Below are 20287 nucleotides of genomic sequence, written 5' to 3' on the forward strand. Positions count from 1 at the left end.
GCGAGCACGTAAAGACGTTCGTCAGCATCCTCGTTGGCGTCATGATCATCGGCGCAGCAACGGCATTGGTCGGATTCATCTCCGGCTCCTAGCCACCCCTATCTATCGCGCGAAGGAGCAACGCATGACGAACACCGAACAGAGAAGCCCGCTCTCACGACCGGGCTTCATCGCCGCCGCCATCGTTGTTGGGATCATCGTCCTCGCCGCGATCATCGTCCTCGTGACGTCTCTCACCCGCGGCTCGGACGATAACGCTGCGCAGCCGACAGAAGACCCATCAACGTCGTCGACGCCCAGCGCGGAGGCTTCCGACGAAAGCGTGTGCGGACTCGACGGGTTCGAGGACATGAACACCCTGACTCAGGCGCCCGAAAACGAATGGGAGCTTGTCGGAACTGTTGCGGCTCCGACTGAGCCGGAGGGGGCTGGCCCCGCTGAAATCACCGATGGGCTCCGCACCTGTTACGCGCACACCGCTGAAGGCGCTCTCTTTCTGGCAGTGAATTTTGCGGCGATGGGTACGGATGCTTCCCTGCGCGATCGGCTCCCGCAGCTGGTCGCACCCGGGCCCGGAAGAGACGCCCTCATTGCACTCGGCTCAGATTCATCGGGCTCAACGCTTCGCGCGCAAGTGGCGGGCTACTCGATCGGCAGCTACTCGGCGAAAGAGACGACCGTCGATCTGGCTGTCAATTTCTCGAGTGGCGAACTCGTGAGCTTGCCACTCAAACTCGTCTGGGCGGAGGGCGATTGGAAAATACAGATGACCGACGCTGGAGTGCTCCCCCTCTCTCCAGCGCCCATCGACAACCTCGGCGGCTACACCCCGTGGTCGGGAGCGTGAATCACCGTGATTCACACGGCTACTAAGGAACGCTGTGCTCCGGTCGATCTCTTCTGCGTGGGCGGTGACGCGATCGGCAACGTCGTCGCGAATGCGTCCAACGATGCGGTTCAGGAGTTAGCCAACAGCGTTCTGGAAGGTTTCGGGAAGGCTCTGGCAAGCATTGGGACGATGTGGGTCGCGGTGCCGACTCCGGTCCTCACCGCTGGAGACGGCACGACCCGTCTCCCTACGAATAATCCCGGTTCAGAAGAGTTCGCGACGATTCTTGGATACGTAACGTTCATCGGTCTCACCCTCGCGGTTCTGTCGATTATCGCTCTCGGCGCGATGATCGCTCTTCGGAGCCGACGCGGTGAGGGGTTTCGTCATGTGGGCACCCTCGGGGTGATCTTTATAGCGATCTTGCTCATCTCCGGTGCGTCCGCGCTTGTGGGTGGGCTCTTGGGTGCGGTTGCGCCTGAGGGGTCGTCGACGACAGTCGGGTTCTTGCAGAACTCGCTCTGGTACTACGTAGGCGGCCTCGCGGTCCTCTCCGTGATCATCGGCGGGATTCGAATGGCGTGGGAGCAGCGTGCACAGCCGGGAAAGGACCTGCTTCAGTCGCTCATTACTCTCATCGTGGTGTCGGGAACGGGGCTTGCAATCATCACTCTCGCGACCACTGCCGCGGATGCGTTCTCGATTTGGATTCTCAACGGAGCTACGGACTGTGATGTGTCCGCGGCCGGGGAGTCCAATTGCTTTGGGACCAATGTTGCGGCGATGGTCGCCATTACAGCCAGCTCGCCGATCGGGCTGATCGGGGTTCTCATCCTGGGATCGATAGCTCTCCTGATGACCTATGTACAGGTTGCACTCATGGTCGTGCGTGGCGGGTTGCTGGTGATTCTGGCGGGTGTGTTGCCGCTGACGGCAAGCTTCACGAACACTCAAATGGGCAAGCAGTGGTTTGGGAAGGTGATCGGTTGGACGATTGCTTTCATCCTCTACAAGCCCGCAGCGGCACTGATCTATGCCGCTGCGTTCAGCCTTACCGGCACGGATGCTTTCAAGGATGACGGCGGAGGTATTTGGACGATTCTCACTGGCCTTGCGCTGATGCTCATGGCCCTCATCGCCTTGCCCGCTCTACTCAAGTTCGTCGCTCCCATGACGGGTGCTGTCGCGGGCGGTGGCACCGCGGGCATGGCGATGGCTGGCGCAGCGGGCGCAATCGGCGGCGACCTCGCTAGCGGAGCAATCAAACGCATGAGTAGCTCTTCGTCAACGCCCACAGGCGGAGGTGGCGGCAGCAGCGATGCTCCGACCGGTTCAGGCACGTCCGGCGGCGGCAAGCCATCAGCTCCCACCTCGACACCCTCTGGCGCTGGCGCTGGGGGCAGAGTTGCCGCTGGTGCAGGAGCCGGGGCAGCCGGCGGTGGCGCGGCAGCCGGCGGTGGCGCGGCAGCTGGGGGAGCGGCAGGTGGGGCTGCAGCGGCGGCCGGGCCCGCTGCACCCCTTGTGATGGGCGCGCAGATGGCGGGCGCCGGCGCCAAGGGCGCGGCAGTGGCTGCAAAAAGCGCCGTGCAGTCGGCGGCCGATGATTCAACCGGACCTAGCGGTTCCTAAGCAGGAGGTTCTCGATGACAACGCACAGCGCACCGCGCAGCTACGGCAACTGGACAAAACCAAAGACCGCTGGCCTTCTGGGCTTGGGGTCAATCGGCACGGCGATTCTGTTCGTTGGGGCCGGTTTCAGCGTCATCGTGACGATGGCCTCAAACATTCTCAACGGCGTCGTCACAGCGCTCATATTCGGCGCTTTTCTGCTGACGGTCGCCGTCACAGACAAGCACGGTCAAAGCCTGCTCATGCGGGCCACCACCCGGGTCGGGTGGATGGTAACCACACGCACAGGGACGCATATCTACCGGTCAGGGCCGCTCGGCCGGGCCGAGTGGGGCACAGCGCAACTCCCAGGACTGGCCGCAGGCTCAAAACTTTCAGAGTGGCACGATAGCTACAACCGCCCATTTGCCTTGTTACAGATCCCGACGACGTCGGACTACACCGTCGTCATCGAGACCGAACCCGACGGCGCAGCGCTCGTCGACCGCGAACAGGTCGACGTGTGGGTTGCCGAGTGGGGCATGTGGCTCGCCAGCCTCGGCGATGAACCCGGCATCGAGGCCGTGTCTGTGACGATTGAAACCGCTCCCGACACAGGCACGCGGCTCCGCCGCGAAGTGAACAGCCGCATCGACCCAGAAGCCCCAGAATTTGCACAGAACATCCTCCACGACCTGGTGAAGCAATACCCCGCCGGCTCCGCGACCATCAAAGCTTTCGTGGCGATCACCTTCAACGCCGCTGCCCGCGTCGGAGGCAAGAAGCGCACCCCCGATGAAATGGGCCGCGAGCTGGCCTCACGCCTGCCCGGCCTCACGCAAAGCCTGTCCTCAACGGGGGCGGGGGCAACGCGCCCCCTGAGTGCCCAGGAGCTCTGTGAAGTCATCCGCGTCGCCTACGACCCGGCTGCAGCTCGTCTCATCGATGACGCCAACGCAGCCGGTGAGGTGCCAGAACTCTACTGGCCTGAGGTCGGCCCCACCGCCCATCAAGCGAACTGGGACACCTACCGGCACGATTCGGCCCTGTCGGTGACATGGATGATGAGCGGCGCCCCACGCGGCAACGTCCCCTCAAGCATTCTGGCTCGCCTGTTAGCCCCGCACCGAGACGTCGCCAGGAAGCGTGTCACACTGCTCTACCGGCCAATTGATGCGGCCAAGGCCGCGGCGATCGTCGAGGCAGACGTGCGTGCGTCAACGTTCAATGTGCAGTCCTCGAACAAGCCCACAGCACGGAGCATGACCGCAACCCGCGCCGCCCTCGCCACGGCGCAGGAGGAAGCCTCTGGCGCTGGCCTGGTCAATTTTGGGATGCTCGTCACCGCCACGGTGATCGATGCCGCCCATGAGGCCGATGCGAAGGCCGCGATCGATAATCTCTCTGCGACGGCACGGCTGCGGCTGCGCATCGTGCACGGTTCTCAGGATTCCGCGTTCGCGGCCGCACTGCCACTCGGCCTGGTCCTGCCCAAGCATGTGCGAATTCCATCTGAGGTTAGGGAGCAGCTGTAATGCCCGCCATCGATTCCACCCGGCGCAAGGTGTCGAAGCCGCGCGAGCTGGCCAAGCCGAAGCAGACGAAGGCCGAGGAGAAGAAGCCCCAGGTCCGTCGTCCCGGTCCTCGCGGATGGTTGGGCCGCGGTCGCGGTGAGGCCAGCGTCATCCAGCCGGCAGATGAGTGGCGCGGAACGACCGTGCAGGTGTGCGGCATGCACCCCTTCTCTGTTGGAACAGGAACCCCGATGGTCGGCGTACCCATCGGCCTCCAACTCTTCACCGGGGCGACCGTCTGCGCGGACCCAATATCCTGGTTCCAGGATGCCGGCCTGATATCGAACCCCTCAGTGTTCGTGCTCAGCTTGCCGGGCCTGGGCAAGTCAACGCTCATCCGACGAATGGCGGCCGGCGGCGCCGGATTCGGCAACCTGCCACTGGTGCTCGGCGATCTGAAACCCGACTACGTCGACATGATCCGTGCCCTCGGCGGGCAAGTCATCACCCTTGGCCGTGGCCGCGGGCACCTCAACATCCTCGATCCCGGCGAAGCAACCGCAGCCGCCGAACGGCTACGCCTCGCCGGCAAAGAGAAGGAACGGCAAATGGTGCTCGCCGACGCTCACGGACGCCGACAAACGATGGTGTCGGCCCTCCTCACAATCCTCCGCAAAGACCCACCCTCCGCTCGCGAAGAATCCATCATCGACCGCGCCCTCACCGTGCTCGACGAACGCAACGAGGGCATCCCGGTACTCGGCGACTTACTGCGCGTGATTCAGGAAGCACCCGCGGAAGTGCGCGCGGTGGCCCTGGACCGTGGCGACCTTGAACGGTACAAGAAGATCACGGAGGAGCTGGAAGCCTCACTCATTAGCCTCACCTCGGGTGGGCGTTTGGGTGAGACTTTCGCCCATCCCACCGACGTTCCCATGATGAGGGATCGCCCTGTTGTCTATGACGTGTCCTCGATCGATGATTCCGACACCGATATGCAGGCCGCGATTCTGCTCGCTTGCTGGTCGGCCGGGTTTGGCACCGTGAACATCGCCAACGCCCTCGCTGACGCTGGCCTCGAGCCCCGCCGCCACTACCTGGTGGTGCTCGATGAGCTCTGGCGGGCGCTTCGTGCAGGAGCGGGCATGGTCGACCGGGTCGACGCCCTCACCCGGCTCAACCGTCAACGCGGTGTGGGCCTCGCGATGATTTCGCACACGATGAGCGACCTTCTCTCCCTGCCGAACGAGTCCGACCGGATGAAAGCCCGCGGATTCGTCGAACGCTCCGGCATGGTCATCGCCGGCGGTCTACCCGGCGCGGAAATGCCCATGCTCACCAGCGCGGTTCCGCTCTCTCGGGCAGAACAGGAACTGCTCACGTCCTGGCAGGCTCCGGGTTCGTGGGATACCGGGTTGGGGCGCGAATCCGACCCTCCCGGCCGAGGCAAATTCCTCATCAAGGTCGGCGGCCACCCGGGCATCCCCGTCAAGGTCGAACTAATTGAATCGGAGCGCGCGATCAACGACACCAACAAACTCTGGCATCCAGTTTCATCGTTCCCCGAACCCGACGAGTCGAACCCAATTATTGGACGGAGCAACGCCGACGACGACGGGCATGAGGTCGACGGCGACGCCGAAGGTACTGCAACCGAAGCGGACAGTGCAGCATGAGTGCATCGAACAGGCGAAACCAAAATGGTCTTGACGGGCAAACGATCATGCTGATCGTTTGCCTCACGCTCGCGGGCGTGGCTTTGGGCGCTGTCTGGGCGGCCGTGACATGGGGTTCACACATAGACAGGGTCAACCCCGATCTGACCGGTGACCCGTTCGGCCTGTTTTTCGGCGTTCTGCAAGGCTCCGTCGCCTGGCCAGCATCTGGGACATGGATTCTCGCCGCCACGCTCATCCTGGCCCTCGTCCTCGGACTCGCCGTCGCCGTAGCGGTGTCCCGGGCGCGGCGGCGCCGAAGCAACGTCGATGGAGCAGCAACCTATATGGGCAAGGGGCGCGATCTTCGCGCTCTGTCGGTTACGGGCGCGAAGGCGACCGCGCACCGCCTTGGCGTCACCGACTGGCTCGGCGTCCCTATCGGTATCACCGTTGCCGGACGGCAGAAGCTCTACGGATCTCCCGAAGATATGCACGTCGACATCTGGGGGCCCCGTACCGGAAAATCCACCAGCCGTGCAATCCCAGCGATCCTGTCCGCCCCAGGCGCAGTCCTCACCACGTCGAACAAACGAGACGTTCTGGACGCCACGCGTGATGTGCGAGCTGCAGCCGGCGGCCGCATCTGGGCGTTCGACCCGCAACGCATCGCGCTGGAAGAACCAACGTGGTGGTGGAACCCACTGAGCTATGTCACCGACGACGTCAAGGCCGCGAAACTGGCCGAGCACTTCGCTACCGGCTCTCGCGCTGGCGACTCTCGCGCCGACCCATATTTCGACAACGCCGGCCAAGACCTCCTGGCCGGCTTCCTCCTCGCCGCCGCCGTCGCTGGTCTCCCCATCACCAAGGTATTCACCTGGACCACAACACCCGGCGATGAAGCTCCCGTCGATATCCTGCGCGCTCACGGATACGACCAGATGGCCGACGCCGTCGACGGCCAAGTCAACGGCGAACCGCGACGCCGCGACAGCGTCTACGGAACAGCCGCGCAAATGGCGTCATGCCTGAAAGTCCGCGCCATCGGGCAGTGGGTGACACCCCTAAGCGGCAACCTGGCGGGGGATTCCCGGCCGCAGTTTGACCCACACACGTTCGTGCGCAGCCGCGACACCCTCTACAGCCTCTCCAAAGAAGGCAAAGGAACCGCCGGACCCCTCGTCACCGCCCTCACCGCAGCCACCGTCGAAGCGGCAGAAGAGCTCGCCACAACCCAGCCCGGCGGACGCCTCGCCGTCCCGTTACTCGGTGTTTTGGACGAAGCAGCAAACGTGTGCCGCTGGCACGGCCTCCCCGACCTGTACTCCCACTACGGCTCACGAGGAATCGTCCTCATGACCATCCTGCAGTCCTGGTCACAGGGCGTCGAAGTATGGGGCAGAGACGGAATGCGCAAACTCTGGTCAGCCTCCAACATCGCCGTCTACGGCGGCGGCGTCAAAGAACCAGAATTCCTCAACGAACTCTCCCAAATGGTCGGCGACTACGACAAACACACCACCTCCACCAGTATCGGCCGAGGAAACCGGTCAACATCCCACCAAGTACAGCGCGAACGCACCGTAGACGTCGCCGACCTCGGAGCCCTGCCCCGCGGACGAGCCGTCGTATTCGCCTCCGGCGCACCCGCAACCCTGATCGAAACAGTGCCCTGGATGCGCAGCCCACAAGCTGACGCTGTGCGCGCGTCCATCGCCGCACACGACCCGTCAAGACGTACGGCGCAGGACGACGACCACGCAGTACCGGTCACACCTGCCGACGGCACGCGAGCTTTGTTGAACGCAGCTCCACGACAGGAGGAGGACCTGTGACCGAGTTTGATGCACTGCGTGACGACGACGACGAAACAGAAGTTTCAGAGGAGACCGCACCGCAGCTGTTCTACGGTTCATCGGACGAGTTCATGCGTGATCGACTCCGGCACATGTACTCTCGCCGCGTCGGCCCCGGAAACGCGAGCTTTCGATGGGCGGCGAACTGGTGGAACTACCCCGAAGCTCTCGCCCGTGTAGACGCCCTCTGGCGCGCATGGGAACACCTCAGACTCGACGGCGCCACCGGATCAAGCACCTGGTGGATCGAACACGCCGACCACCACATGCCAATCCTCCTCAGCACAGAAGGACCATTCACAAAATCAGAAGACACCAACAAACCCGGCGAACCACTGCCCTACACGCCACCACCAGAAGGACTCTTCCCCGACATGCGTGCTGGCTCCAACTGAAACAGTCAACATGGAGATGCTGAGCGGCCGCACCTTTGCGGATGAGAATCGGGAGATGTCGCCTCTCGCCGAGGTCTAGCTGGGTACTGGTTGTATGTTTGTCGGGCTGGACGGTCATGCCTTTGGTCCCCATGAGCTCAGAACACCTGCGGTCGCTTAGGTGTGTGCACCCGCACCTTCCACCTCGATATTAATAAAGATTAAGAGGCGCGTTACGTTAGAGGAAAGCCAAACCCGTTCACACCGACCTTTGGTGTCATGCCACCCGTGTTGGTCGGCCGCGCGAACGGCATCAAATCGGCCTATACATGAAGCTGCAAAAGGCCCAAATGTAGGCCTCGTCGCAGGGCGTCAATTCTCGTGGTGACACCCAGTTTTCGATAGAGATTGGCAAGATGCCGTTTAACAGTGCCTGTTGCTATTGAGAGAGCGTCTGCGATCTCTGCATTGGATTTACCCTCCGCCATTTGCTCGAGCACGTCCAGCTCCCGGATTGACAGCACGGCCGGGCCGCGGGATAGGCGCACCTGCGATTGATGATTGATAGGAATGCGCGCCCGCCGCGCGTTTGGAACTCGACGGATATATTCCAGTAATCCGACTAGGGATTCCGACTTTGAAAGATGCCCCCAAACGCCGAACGCGAAGGCTTGCTGGAGGCAGTCCTCGGATGGCGTTGCAGCCAGCAAGACGACGCGAGTGGACGGTGAATACTGATGGACCGCACTGACGATCAAATCAAGCGGAGGTCCTGAATCCACCGGCTCGATAAGGAGCACCTGGGGTTGATGAACCCGGGAAAGTAGTACAGCCTCATTACCGCCTTCGCCTATGGCACGAATGCTGATGCCGTGCTGCGGGGGAGCGCAAGCGGCGGCGAGTGCTTCAGCGAACATTCGACTCTGATCCACGAGGACGGCACTCACCACAACCCTCTTGGCGTCGAACACATCTGTGGGTTGGGCCTTCATAATTTGTCATCGCCGTCCGGCGTACCATGTTCTGATACGGCGGTTGTTGCATTCGGTGACAGCCACTTACTGAATGTCGGGTTCGCCCTGAGAATCCAAGTGATCTTTGCGGCGGCAGCCGCAAAGATCACGGCGCTATTGACCAGAACATAAATCCACGGAGATAGAAGCGTGTCATTGGGCGGCTGTAACAAGGCGGCCTGGACGGCGATGAGGACCGCATTGACTGTGGGGATGAACGCAAATAGAGTACGAAAAAAGCTTGACTTTGTCCGGTTGGCCATAACCAGAACCTCTGATCCGTGCGGCTCGGAGTGCCGATTTATGTCATCCGTTGACATATGTCCCCCCTGTGAAATAGATCTATCCATTTAAAACGAGCCGTGCGTGTCTTCGATGCACGCGTCTGCTGAGCGCAATCCAGAGTCACGATCTGAACTCTCTTTGAATTCAATCTAGGAAAGTTACAAATGTCTCGATACGGGCACGGGATACATATTTGATGGAGCAAATGGGCCATTCCTTCATGACGGTATTGTTCGCCGTCCCTGCAACCGAGACGCTCCTTACCCGCAGGTTGCTGAATGTATCGACTCCTAAGTATCGAACACTTGTTCTATTTCTGCAACTGATGTGCGTGTTCGGTGACGCCACTGTCGGTTCGATTCGTCGAATTCTGAGTGTTTTACGGGCATGGCGTATTCGCGAATCCTGGTGGGGCACCACAAATAGACCGTTCCAGAGTTGTCCGAACCTCCGCCTTGGGCCGCGGTTTGCTCCACCGAGCGAGACCGCGGTGTTCAGGCCGGCTCAGGTGCACGGTCCAGCCTGTTTGAGCTTGTTCACAGCCGACCGCAACGCACGCCTGTACTGTTGGGGCAACACAATGAGTCGTAGGCGATTCGCGATCCTGGACATGTGCTTATCCAATGTGGTCAAAAGCCACTTCAGAACGATCGTGCTCCGTGGATAAATATTCTCACCGGGATCAACGAGTTACCAAAGAACCTACAGTCAATGCCGCAGGGGGTACTTATGTCAGTCCGAACCATAATAAGTTTGAGAATCAAAAACTGCCCGTTTTCTGGTCGGTCAATTTACGCGATGGCCGCAGTCCCATTGTTAGCGTTAGTACTTACTGGCTGCGCCACTGGGGGTGCTGACGCAGGTCCGGAAGCTACTACTTTTCCAGAACAGTCGGCTTCCTCGACGCCCAAGACGACTGTCACCCCCGCCGAAATTGACTGCAACAGCCTGCTTCTACCCGCAGCCTATGAAGACTTCGCATCCAGGGGGATGAGCGAGATTGAGTTCGGCACTTGGAACGACAACATGCAGTTCATGGTCGACAGCGACGGAATTGCCTGCGCATGGGGTTCGCCGAATAGCGGCGAAGTCGCCGTTTTCGCCGCACTCAAAATGACAGCCGAGCAGTGGGAAGCCAAGAAAACCGACCTTATTGCGATCGGTGCCTCCGAAGACAAAACTCCGATCGTCGGATATGTGCTGGAACCCGAAGTGGACATAAACGTCTCACGAGGGGGGTTTGCCTTCCGCGGCGGAGAGGTTTACTACGTCAGCAGCGACCACTTGGCCGAATGGATCCCGCCGCTCACGGAGTAAGGCATTCAGCGGTGAGTTCGATGGGCGCCGGACGCTAGGGCGTCGACGGACAACCTGTTCGGTCGGGTCGCCGCCCTGTGGGAGTGAGCACGGCCTCGGTGAAGAACGCCTGGGTCTCAGATTCACGACCGGCAGAAACTGCTGAAGAACTGACCTGAAAGCCGCCGCCCGACGGACACAAAGACCAGCTGGCCCCGTAGAGGTGAAATCGGCCTAGCCACGGAGTGCCAACGGACTGATGTTGACGCCGACCGAAAATAGGGCCGGTACTGCCACTTGGGTTCTAGTGATTGTTGCAATACCCACTACTTCTCGGAGTTGCAACGACCATGACTACGACACCAGTTGATCTACCACTGAAGCATCCGTATCGAGCAGCGGAGAAGGCTTTGTTCTTGGCCACTTTCGACCGCCTCGAGAGCGTTGGGGAAGCTGCCCGAGAGCTGGGCTTGCACCCGTTGGTGGGTTACCAATGGATGGTTGAGGCTGGCGTCAATCCTCGGCGACGTGCTGCGTTTGACCGGCTTCGCGCCTCAGGAACGTCCCGTAGGGACGCCGCACGGCACGTCGGCGTGCACATCCGAACCGCCATTGACTGGGACAACGGGATGCGCAGGTCTAATGGGCTCCACCTCGACCAAGATGGCCGCATCATGGGTTACAGCAAGGATGTGACCACACTCAATAGCCGGCGCACGCGCCTGGCAACCATCGACCAACAGCTCGATCCGCGCTACCTGTCGCTGACCGAGAGAGAACACATACGCGATCTCAAGGCCACGGGGGCATCGATCAGATTTATTGCCGGAGCCCTCCAACGATCACCATCAACGATCAGCCGGGAACTACGCCGGAACTGCTCGAACCCGGGCACCTACGAGCCCTACGCGGCACATCGCACCGCCGCCAGCCGGCGGCCCAGACCCAAGGGCTCGAAGCTGAAGTACCGGGAGCCGCTGCGCGACTTCGTGATGGAGAAACTGCGCGTTCGCTGGTTACCGAAGCAGATCTGCCACGCTTTGGTCAAGGAACACCAACGGGCTCCTACGGCAGTACTTCCCGAAAAGCACCGACCTCTCGGCCTATGGGTTGGCAGACCTCGAGCAGGTTGCCCAAGAGCTCAACGCGCGGCCGCGCAAAACCCTCAGCTGGGATACTACTGCGGAGCGGTTTCGTGATCTACTAATCAATACTTGACCACCCGCGCTCTTCCAACGACCACTTGAAACCGCCCGGCACTATTGGCCCTATTCTCGGTCGACGTTAACAACTGACCCGGGTTGAACGCGCAAACCAGTGCGGTTGATGACAACCGCACTGGTTTGAGAGTTACTGTAACCGGAAACAACTGCCCCAGACACTGTGCAGACAATGGCGAGACAGGCTGTAAACGCCTTAAGCAGTCCCGCCCGACCGATGGCTACACTGGCACGTTATGCAAGAAGTTCCTGAAGGCCGCCGTATGTGTTGACGCCGAGAATTCCGTCGATCGGGCCCGAATACCCGCCGTAGCTAGCCATGCTTTGGAGGGCCATATACGTATTGGCTCCGGGGACTCCATCCATAGGACCGGTGTATCCCGAACCGTACAAGAAAGTCTGCAAACCCTTCCAGCTATTGGTTCCCATCATGCCATCAGCTGGTCCCCGATACCCCCCCAGACGAGCAATTCGCTGAAGCGCGGCATACGTATTTGTTCCGGGGGCTCCATCAATCGGCCCGGTGTAGCCAAAGTTGCTCAAAATGGTTTGTACCCCCTTCCAGGAGTTTGTCCCCATGGCGCCGTCGATGGAACCGCTGTAACCGCCCTTCATCGCGAAGCGCTGGACGGCTGCCCACGAGTTAGTTCCCATCGCTCCATCGACAGGACCGCGGTATCCGTAGCCGGCAAGCACCTGTTGCACGCCTTTCCAGGTGTTCGCACCGGGAACGCCGTCGATGCCTCCCGTGTAGCCCCCCGCTTTGGCGATGCGCTGGAGAATGATGCCTTCGTTGTTGTCCGGCGCCCCTGCACTGGTGTTGTTAAGGTAGTTCTGGAGCCCGATAAACGTATTCGAACCCGGAACACCATCGATAGGGCCGCTGTAATCACCTTCCCTTGCTAGGAGCTGCAAGCCCTTGTAGGTGTTGGAACCCGGAACGCCATCGATAGGCCCTGAATAGTAGTCAGAATCGCTCAGAACCGTCTGAACACCCAGCCACGTATTGACACCAGGGATTCCATCGACTGCGCCAGCGTATCCACCGCGTTTGGCGAGGTTCTGAAGAATCTTGCCCTGATCGGCCGTAAGCGACACGGTTCCGGTTCCAGGACTAGTCCCGGTCCCCGGGATGGCGTTGGATGGAGGGGAAGTTTCGCCGTTTGGCGGCGGAGTCAGGCCGGCAAACGCGCTGATTTTTGCGACGTTGAGATCAATTTCGATTCCGTTCTGGTTTCCCGTCCAAGAATACTGATGAATTGCCCATTCCGAGAAAGCTGAGATGTTCACACTTCCGGGAACTCCATCGGGTGCGGCGATCCAAAGCTTCGCGTTTAAGGCGCGAACCTCCGTCCAGGAACTCTGCGAGAGATCGGCACGGTTGATGTACATAAACGGTACATACCCGAGCTTGCTCTTCACCGCTCGCATGAACGTTGCGGCTTCCGCATCGGTCCAGAGCCTGCCTGAGTTGATTGCTTCGTTATCCAGAGCAAGAAGATCACCGCTGCGATAATCGTAGAGGTTGCCCAAGAAAAACGCGGCGTCCGCTGCCGGTGAATTTGAACCTACCATCCAATAGTGGCCAACGAGGAGACCAGCCGCGCGTGCGCGTCCAACTTCTGCCGTGTAGTGAGGTGCAACGTAGGTTGGTACGACGTTGGAACCTCCTGCTTTGACGATCGCGTACTGATATCCAGCATTTTTGAGTGCCTGGAAGTCTAGGTTCCGCTGCGACGTTGCAACATCAACGCCATAGACACCTTGGATGCCCTGAGGAGGGGGCGCGCTCCCGGTGTCAGGTTCATTCAACCAAGCCTCAAGGCCCTGATATGTGTAGTCACCTGGATAACCATCGACGGGGCCACCGTATCCCCCAAGTTGAGCCAACTTCTGTACACCCTTCCAGGTATTTGTGCCAGGAAATCCATCCACGGGCCCCGTGTAAAAGCCCTGAGCCGTGATGACCGTTTGCACACCCTTCCACGAGTTCGTCCCCATGGCGCCATCAATGGGACCGGTATAGTTGCCGCGTTGAGCAACCTTCTGAAGGATCGTTCCCTGCGCAACACTGACCTGAATTCCGCCCGAGCCACCCCCCGGAGCACCGTCCCCGCCCGATGCTCCTCCGAGCACCGCGCGGATCAGAGGCGCTGGATCCGTAACCCCCCACGGGCCAAAAGCCGCCAGCTGATCGGGGCCCCTCGTTGTATGAAGGTGTGGGCCTGACCAAGCCGTCCCTGCCACGGCTTGGGTCGAAGCGGCCTGTGCAATGATTTGCCCCTGTTCCACGTATTCCCCGGCGGTGACGCGGATCCCGGCAAGATGGCAATAGGCCGAAAAATCGCCAGGCGCAGATTCGATGGAGACGGTATTCCCCACGACCGAAGAACGCCGTACCAGACTCACATATCCGGCCCGCAGAGCAGGAATGTCCTGCCCGCCGCTGGCAGCAATATCGAGGCCCCGATGCCCGAGCTCGCCATAGTAAGGACCCATCTGCGCGAACCGATTACCCCAGCGGGATTCGGCATAAAATGATGCAACGTTTGTTGGAACAGTCATTGGAGTCTCTTTCGTCTTCGTCTTCTACGGCCTTGTGGTCGTTAGAAACGACGATATGAAGAAGCCGATCTGCCCCGAATCGCCTAGGAGCACCATCTCCCTTGTGTCTTTAGGCACATACATGTCCCAGAAAAAATGGTGCTGATTGCGTTGGGCGGCCTAGAGCCGACGAGCCTGCCGCGTGAGAAAGCAGTTCTGGGATTCGGAGGTGCTGCTCATCTCCGAAGCCCAGCTATGTGTGCTTGTAGAGCCGTACTCGCGCGAGTGGGGCCTTAACCTCCGTGCGAGGAGACTGGCTTTTTTCATGAGCTAGGTGCTTGCGGACGAAGTTGCAAGCCGTGTCTCGCCCAAGACCCTCGTCGCGGGCCGGGGGTGCTTGCCCAAGCACGCTTTCAGCTGAGCTCCATCTACATTTCAAGGGGCTGGTCAGTACTGTTCTTCCTGAGCCATGTGGAATAGCGACAGACAATTTTCGCGCACGTCGCGCAAAAGTAGCGCGTTCGCCTTCTGCATGGTGCATGGTGCAGCGCGAGTTTGTTAATATCGTGGCGCTCAAGCGAGCCTGAAGCTTCTAGCTCGCCTTCTGATGCCGAAGCCCGCATGGTTATGATTTGCTCCGTAGCGGTGCTGACAACGAAGCCCGGGCTACGGGTAGCAAATATGTACTTGAGTAGCTTTCGAATTTCTCAAAGCCGCTCCGCCACGTAGTCCTCGTCCCAAGGGGCCTGTAATGCATCCTCAGGTTGAGCGATGTCAGGCTGAGCTAGACCAGCACGAGAGAAAGAAATCCTGCCCCGGTTTCGTCGCTCCTGAGCGTTGTCAACGGGAGAGCCCGCCGCGGTCCCGCTGTTGCACGCTGCTCTTTCCACTGCGGCGTGGTTTGGCGGCTTTGCCCGACTGGGAGATGACTGCCTCCCTGGGGTGCTTGGCATTTTCACCGTCTGCGAGGATTCGCGCGTTGATCGTCTTCTGATCTGCCTTGCCTTCAAGGCTCGCGGCGAATCGCTCGCGGCGCTCTGAGCTGTCGTACTCCAGTTCCCCCGCACCGCGCTCGACGCGCGCTACGTCTGCGGCTTCGACACCCTGCTTACTGTGCTCGTCACCGGCGCTGAGGTCAGTACCGGCGAGCCCATCGAGGTCGTCGATGTTCCAGTCACGGTCGGTCGCTTCCCGATTCTCACGCTCGTGACGTTCGGCGTTGGCGAAGAGGAGCTGACTCGCGGTGAGCTCTTCACCAGCTCGTTGCCGTTCGGTTGCGGCATCAGCACGGTCGCGCTCTGCGTCCCGCAGTGCCGCAGCAACTGCAGCTGGGTCCGCTCCGGGGGAGTCGATGTCGATGCCGTAGCGTTCCTGCACCTCGTGTGTGATGGTGTCGTCGGCGTCACGAGCAACGTCATCGAAGTCGCGCCAGACGGTGGCAGTCTCGTGCACACCGGCAATGTCTTCGGGGGTGGCCTGGTTCCACCACTCAGGTTGCGCGACAGGTGCGAGGCTGGCTCGGGCGGCTCCACGCTCAGCCTCAAAGCGTGCTTCCAGCTCGCGCGCCTCATGACTTGCGCCAGCTTCACGCTGTCGCGCCAGCTGCTCGCGCAGCCGGGCGATGCGTTCTCCGAACTGCGACGCGATGGTCAGTGCAATACGCAGCGAATCGTCAAACGTCTCGCCCACACCGTCAGTTTCTTCAGCCATGATCTTCCGTTCGTCTAGTCTCTGCCCAACCCGTCACGCTCGCGCGGCGCGGCCGGGGTCTTGCGTTTGGTGGGTTGCAGCTTGTTCGGTACCGGCGAACCGGCTCCCGGTGCGGCGAGCCCGTCGGTCGCCTGTCGCATCACGACCGGAACGTCAGCTGTCTGTGTCCGTGAGTCCGGCTGTACGGTCTTGCCCGGCACCGCTGGCAGGCGATCGGTGACCGCGGCGAACTGGTTGCGCAGCATAGCCGTGACGTGCTCGGCCCGGCGGGCGTCACCGGCCGCGCTGTGCATGTCAAGAATCGCCACCGACACACGTCCCAATTGCCGGAGCATGATTGCCTCGGCCATCGTGCCCTGACCACCGCTGGCTGCCTGCATGAGAATCATGGCGGCGTTCGACGCTGACCCCAGCTGGGCGGGTTTTGGCCGGGACTGGTACGCCCGAAGATGCGCCGAGCGAGCCAACTCCCTGGATGTCTGCGCGAGCGGTCCTGGTGTCGCCTCGACGCGCTGCGACCACGCGGCGAAAGCGCCGGCCGTCTCACGGGCAACATGTGCCCACGTGGCCCTGTCCGTCACGGGAACGTCACGGAGCTGCTTACGAAGCTGCCCGATCTCGTCGCTGTACTGCTTCCACATCTCCGGAGACGGCGTGCTATCCTCCCGGCCCGGTGCAACAGGTCGATACTCCCACGGATTCTTAGCCGTCGCCCGCCACTCATCCACAGCCCCCTGAGCCGTCTGCGGGCTATCTGGCCATCCCTCCCGAAGCCTCGGCAACGTGAGGTCACGGGCCAACCGACCACCTCCATACCAAATCGGCTTCTCCCCACCCGACGGCCGCACCGCCACGGAGTAACCGGCAACCACGTCGTCACGCCCGGCCGCGTAGCGCGGCCGGATGAGCACACCACCACGGCGCAGTCGGCGAACGAATTCGCCCTCGTCAACCGATGCGGTTGCCGCGGCCCGAACCGTGCGCTCCATCTTGTGAGCGTCAACCTCAGCGGCGCTCGAACGCACGGCACGCTCGCGTTCGGCAGGCTTAACGCCGCGCTCTCCAAGCCCCAGGCCACGGCTCTCCAACTGCTCGAGTCCATAGTCGCGCTCGAGGTCGCGGCACACGTCTTGGGCACGCGTGAAGTCATTGTGTGTCGTTGCTTTGGTCCCATCCTCACGCACCAACGACACCGCCAGGTGAATGTGATCATTACCGTTCGTGGACAATCCGTGGCGCACCGCAACCCACCGGCACGCAGCTTTTCCACTGCTCTCGATAAACCCCATCCGATCCGCGAAGTCCTGCGCAATCGCACCCCACTTCTCATCCGAGAGCTGTCCCTCTTCGACGCGCAACGACAGCGAGCAATGCCACACATCCCCGGCAACACGTTTACTTGTCACCGCGCCCGTCACGGGATCGGAATCCTTCACCATTCGCAATACCTCAACGTCGAATGCACGACGTGGAGCGTCCAGGCTTCGCGCGATCGCCAGCGCTGTGTTCGTGTCCAACACGCTGTAACCGTGCTGCGCCATGATCGCAGAGTCACCAGCGACAAGGTGCTGTTCCTCATGCTCGTTGTGCCGCCCGTCCCCGGCCAGGTACACCATCAGACCGCCCATCTGGCCGCCTCGCCGAATGTTGGGCATCATGACTCGGCCAGCCTGTCAATGACATCCTCAACCTTGACCGCGAGCGCCCGATACTCAGCCACCACGGCCGCAGCCGTGTCAGGGAACTGGCCCTCCGTATTGGCGAACTTCGCCAACTGGTTCACGTTGTTCGACACGTTCGCCATCAACCGGGTCACGACGAACAACTCCGCAATCGCACCCTTACGATCCGTCGTCGTCTCAATATTCGCGTTCATCGCCGATTCAAACAACAACCGCGGCACCGTCACATCAGCGACCACCGCGCGAGCACGCAGCTGAGCATCTTCCTCAGCCGTGACGTACACCCGGTAACTCTTCTCCCGCCCACCATCAACATTGGCCCGGCGCTGACGACCAAACAAGCGACGCTCGTTCTTCTCCGTCACCGTGTTCGCCTCCTCCTGGCCCAGCGCAGCGACCCCGGAAATCGGGGGACATACGACCAGTATGCCAATTCCGGCGCGCGGCGTCCAGAATTTGAAGCCATTTACCACCGGTAAATGTATAGCTTGCTCCAAATCAGCACCGCCGCTATGGCACGTTTCCGCTCGTGATGCTTCGGCGAAAGAAGGCTGAGGCGCACTCGGCCGCGGCGTGTGCCACGCCTGTAGCCTGAGGCGCATGAGCGATGCGAATGTGAAACCAGAAGATGCAGCCGCCCGTGCGCGGGCAATCATTGAAGCCAACGTGGACGCCCGCGTAGAAGCGGTACGCGTGCTCGCCGATGCCGGCAACGAGTACGACAACGCAGACCAGCAACTGAAGTTGGCGACCCTTGCTCACGAACACGCGTGGACTGCCGCCCTGGCCTCCGGATGGAGCGAAAAGGACCTCCGCGCTACAGGGGTCAAAGCTCCCGGTCAGTCCGCGCCGAAGGTACGCAAACGACGCACCATTGCCCCGGTCACGACTCCAAACACTGAGGTGTAGCCTCCGGCCCCATACCTGTAACGAACAAGCCCCGTCGAGCACAGCTCGACGGGGCTTGTTCGTGCAACTCCGTTGCCTTTTCGGCTGTAAATCGTACGCATCATTCCTCTCTTGGCAAGGGCTTTCGCGGCATATCCTCAGTCGCTGCGCTCCCTCCGGTATTCCACGGTCCCTGGCCAATTCACCCCTGACGCTGTAAATCGGCGTGCGCCAAAAGGCAATGGGGTTATAGAGAGGACCACACCATGATTGAACCGCTCACCGTATACACGCTGCCGAACTGCATGCAATGCACGATGACCACCCGAGCCCTCGACGCCGCCGGCCTGCCGTACACCGTCATCGACCTCACAACGAATGCGCATGCCACCGACCTGATGAAACAGTTCGGCTACACCTCAGCACCCGTGGTCATCGCCCGCGTCGTGTCCTGGTCAGGCTTCCGGCCCGACTTGATCGCGAAGATAGCCGCCCTGCGCGACCACCCCTCCCTCGCCGACGAGTAGGCGCCTCGAGATGGAATTCAGCACCCTGCAGACGACCCTGCCCGTCAGCGACCTGGAATACGCGGCGCGCGCACGAAAGAGTGCCGAACGCCTCGACGACCTTCGCGCCCACGGCCGCCACGGCTACACCCTCGCCAGCACACTCCCCGTCACCGGAACCAACTACGTGACCATCATCGACACGTTCACAAAGGACCAAACCAAATGATCAAAGCGGCCTACACCTCACCAGCATCACCCCTGATGACACCTGATCAAACCAGCGATGCCCTGGGTATCTCACTCGAGGAGCTCAGCACCATGAGACACGGCAACACCGGACCCAAATACCACGGAATCGGCTGGGACCTCCTCCGCTACAACACCGCAGACGTCATGCGCTGGCAAAAATCACAGGCCGTGACATAAGGCTCCATTCGCGCCATTCATCGGCATCTGAAATCTCGGGGCTCAAACATTCTGGCCTCATCTACCTTGACAAATTCCGCTGGAGCGAGCGTATTTTCTCGAGAACCGACCGTCGGCGGTGAGGTGAGTGCGCGCCGGATAAGCACCGTTATCGGGTCTGGATCTTGCAGAACTCTTGTGCCGTTTTCAGGTCCGTGTCACGCTCGGCAATACCAATCTCGGCGATGATGCTGATCGGCTCGTTCAGCCCTGCGTCGGTGGCGCGCATCCAGTAGGCCCAGCATGTCCCTGTGCCGTTGGTTGGGTGCCCGTGCTTGGAGATGAAGCGAATACCGAGGGGCTGGGTACCGTCGAAAAGCGTCACCGTATCTCTGAGCCACCCCGCGATCAAAGTAGTAATGGCCCGGTCATCACTTGTCACATGCGCGACGGTGAGACCTCCCGAAACACCGAGGTCATTCAGTTCAGTGTCGAGCGCGGCGGACAGCGCCGCGAGGGTCCTCGTCGAGGTGATGTCCACCCACCACCCAGGCGGATACGTCAGGCGGTAGAGAACCCGGCCATCGCGCCACACCCGCGGCAGCCATCGGGCCCGCATCGTTCCGGCCTGATCCCAGTCGGCAACGACCATGGACCAATACTGATCCAGCGGAATGCCCATCGCGTCCGCGTCTTTCTGCAGAGCGCGGCGGGAACCATTAATTTCCGTGCGGTAAGGAGCAAGAAGCTCCATAAAAGACGTCAGCCGGTCGTCCGTGGAGTACAGCGTCCGCCCGTGTGTTTTGTCAACTTGAACCCGGCCATTTGATCGCTAATTAACCGGCCACTTCGGCACCGATTCCGGCCATTTGATCACGGTGCCTGCCGCGGTCGGG

General features: G+C 61.1%; 18 protein-coding genes and 2 pseudogenes. 13 read left to right on the plus strand and 7 right to left on the minus strand.

What is annotated here, in order from left to right; translation table 11 throughout:
* Positions 1-124 precede the first annotated feature (124 nt).
* The 6 genes from D6T64_RS01615 to D6T64_RS01645 are packed head-to-tail and all read left to right on the plus strand — an operon-like array spanning position 125 to position 7860.
* A complete protein-coding gene (locus D6T64_RS01615) occupies positions 125-847 on the plus strand; it encodes a hypothetical protein (protein ID WP_119970817.1) in 723 nt (240 codons plus the stop codon).
* A 6-nt stretch (positions 848-853) separates the two neighbouring features.
* Positions 854-2458: a hypothetical protein gene (locus D6T64_RS22420; protein WP_158594759.1), complete on the plus strand. Its 1605-nt coding sequence runs from the start codon at positions 854-856 to the stop codon at positions 2456-2458.
* A 14-nt stretch (positions 2459-2472) separates the two neighbouring features.
* A complete protein-coding gene (locus D6T64_RS01630; protein WP_199719025.1) occupies positions 2473-3972 on the plus strand; it encodes an SCO6880 family protein in 1500 nt (499 codons plus the stop codon).
* Positions 3972-5627, plus strand: a complete 1656-nt coding sequence (locus tag D6T64_RS01635; protein WP_233550768.1) for an ATP/GTP-binding protein — start codon at positions 3972-3974, stop codon at positions 5625-5627. The genes D6T64_RS01630 and D6T64_RS01635 overlap by 1 nt, the downstream gene beginning before the upstream one ends.
* Positions 5624-7444 (plus strand): type IV secretory system conjugative DNA transfer family protein, encoded by a 1821-nt coding sequence (locus tag D6T64_RS01640; RefSeq protein WP_119970823.1) that lies wholly within the window; start codon positions 5624-5626, stop codon positions 7442-7444. The genes D6T64_RS01635 and D6T64_RS01640 overlap by 4 nt, the downstream gene beginning before the upstream one ends.
* Positions 7441-7860, plus strand: a complete 420-nt coding sequence (locus D6T64_RS01645) for a DUF4913 domain-containing protein (protein ID WP_199719026.1) — start codon at positions 7441-7443, stop codon at positions 7858-7860. The genes D6T64_RS01640 and D6T64_RS01645 overlap by 4 nt, the downstream gene beginning before the upstream one ends.
* Positions 7861-8162: 302 nt before the next feature.
* On the opposite strand, the gene D6T64_RS01650 is transcribed toward D6T64_RS01645, so the two are convergent.
* Complete coding sequence (locus D6T64_RS01650; RefSeq protein ID WP_119970825.1) at positions 8163-8831, minus strand: response regulator transcription factor; 669 nt, start codon at positions 8829-8831, stop codon at positions 8163-8165.
* Positions 8828-9115 carry a hypothetical protein gene (locus D6T64_RS22095; RefSeq protein ID WP_147364415.1) on the minus strand — a complete coding sequence of 96 codons (288 nt, stop codon included), beginning with the start codon at positions 9113-9115 and terminating at the stop codon, positions 8828-8830. The genes D6T64_RS01650 and D6T64_RS22095 overlap by 4 nt, the downstream gene beginning before the upstream one ends.
* Positions 9116-10127: 1012 nt before the next feature.
* Between D6T64_RS22095 and D6T64_RS01655 the strand changes: the two genes are divergently transcribed.
* From D6T64_RS01655 to D6T64_RS23025, 3 genes and pseudogenes are all read left to right on the plus strand, one after another.
* Complete coding sequence (locus D6T64_RS01655) at positions 10128-10454, plus strand: hypothetical protein (RefSeq protein WP_119970827.1); 327 nt, start codon at positions 10128-10130, stop codon at positions 10452-10454.
* A 653-nt stretch (positions 10455-11107) separates the two neighbouring features.
* Positions 11108-11251, plus strand: a pseudogene (locus tag D6T64_RS23020) (IS30 family transposase); the annotation flags it as partial.
* 226 nt (positions 11252-11477) lie between these two features.
* Positions 11478-11651 (plus strand): annotated as a pseudogene (locus tag D6T64_RS23025) (IS30 family transposase); the annotation flags it as partial.
* A gap of 236 nt (positions 11652-11887) precedes the next feature.
* Here D6T64_RS23025 and D6T64_RS01665 read toward each other — a convergent pair.
* From D6T64_RS01665 to D6T64_RS01680, 4 genes are all read right to left on the minus strand, one after another.
* Positions 11888-14218, minus strand: coding sequence for a GH25 family lysozyme (locus tag D6T64_RS01665; protein WP_119970830.1), 2331 nt, complete (start codon positions 14216-14218; stop codon positions 11888-11890).
* Positions 14219-15037: 819 nt separating this feature from the next.
* Positions 15038-15907 (minus strand): hypothetical protein, encoded by an 870-nt coding sequence (locus D6T64_RS01670; protein ID WP_147364416.1) that lies wholly within the window; start codon positions 15905-15907, stop codon positions 15038-15040.
* A gap of 14 nt (positions 15908-15921) precedes the next feature.
* On the minus strand, positions 15922-17565 hold the full coding sequence (locus D6T64_RS01675; RefSeq protein ID WP_119970834.1) for a relaxase/mobilization nuclease domain-containing protein: 1644 nt from the start codon (positions 17563-17565) through the stop codon (positions 15922-15924).
* Entirely contained in the window at positions 17562-18062 is a 501-nt protein-coding gene (locus D6T64_RS01680) for a plasmid mobilization protein (protein ID WP_158594760.1), read from the minus strand. Before D6T64_RS01680 ends, D6T64_RS01675 begins: the two co-directional genes overlap by 4 nt.
* A gap of 127 nt (positions 18063-18189) precedes the next feature.
* Here D6T64_RS01680 and D6T64_RS01685 point away from each other — a divergent pair, with 127 nt between their 5' ends.
* The 4 genes from D6T64_RS01685 (at position 18190) to D6T64_RS22425 (ending at position 19412) form a co-directional block, all read left to right on the plus strand.
* A complete protein-coding gene (locus D6T64_RS01685) occupies positions 18190-18498 on the plus strand; it encodes a hypothetical protein (protein ID WP_158594761.1) in 309 nt (102 codons plus the stop codon).
* 245 nt (positions 18499-18743) lie between these two features.
* Entirely contained in the window at positions 18744-19004 is a 261-nt protein-coding gene (locus D6T64_RS01690) for a glutaredoxin domain-containing protein (RefSeq protein WP_119970840.1), read from the plus strand.
* A 10-nt stretch (positions 19005-19014) separates the two neighbouring features.
* Positions 19015-19212, plus strand: coding sequence for a hypothetical protein (locus tag D6T64_RS01695; protein ID WP_119970842.1), 198 nt, complete (start codon positions 19015-19017; stop codon positions 19210-19212).
* Between the two features lie 35 nt (positions 19213-19247).
* Positions 19248-19412, plus strand: coding sequence for a hypothetical protein (locus tag D6T64_RS22425; RefSeq protein WP_158594762.1), 165 nt, complete (start codon positions 19248-19250; stop codon positions 19410-19412).
* Between the two features lie 148 nt (positions 19413-19560).
* Here the strand turns inward: D6T64_RS22425 and D6T64_RS01705 are convergent, their stop codons facing one another.
* Positions 19561-20145 carry a hypothetical protein gene (locus D6T64_RS01705; RefSeq protein WP_147364417.1) on the minus strand — a complete coding sequence of 195 codons (585 nt, stop codon included), beginning with the start codon at positions 20143-20145 and terminating at the stop codon, positions 19561-19563.
* Positions 20146-20287 lie beyond the last annotated feature (142 nt).

Origin of the sequence: Cryobacterium melibiosiphilum, from assembly GCF_003602235.1 — a bacterium.
Lineage (GTDB): Bacteria > Actinomycetota > Actinomycetes > Actinomycetales > Microbacteriaceae > Cryobacterium > Cryobacterium melibiosiphilum.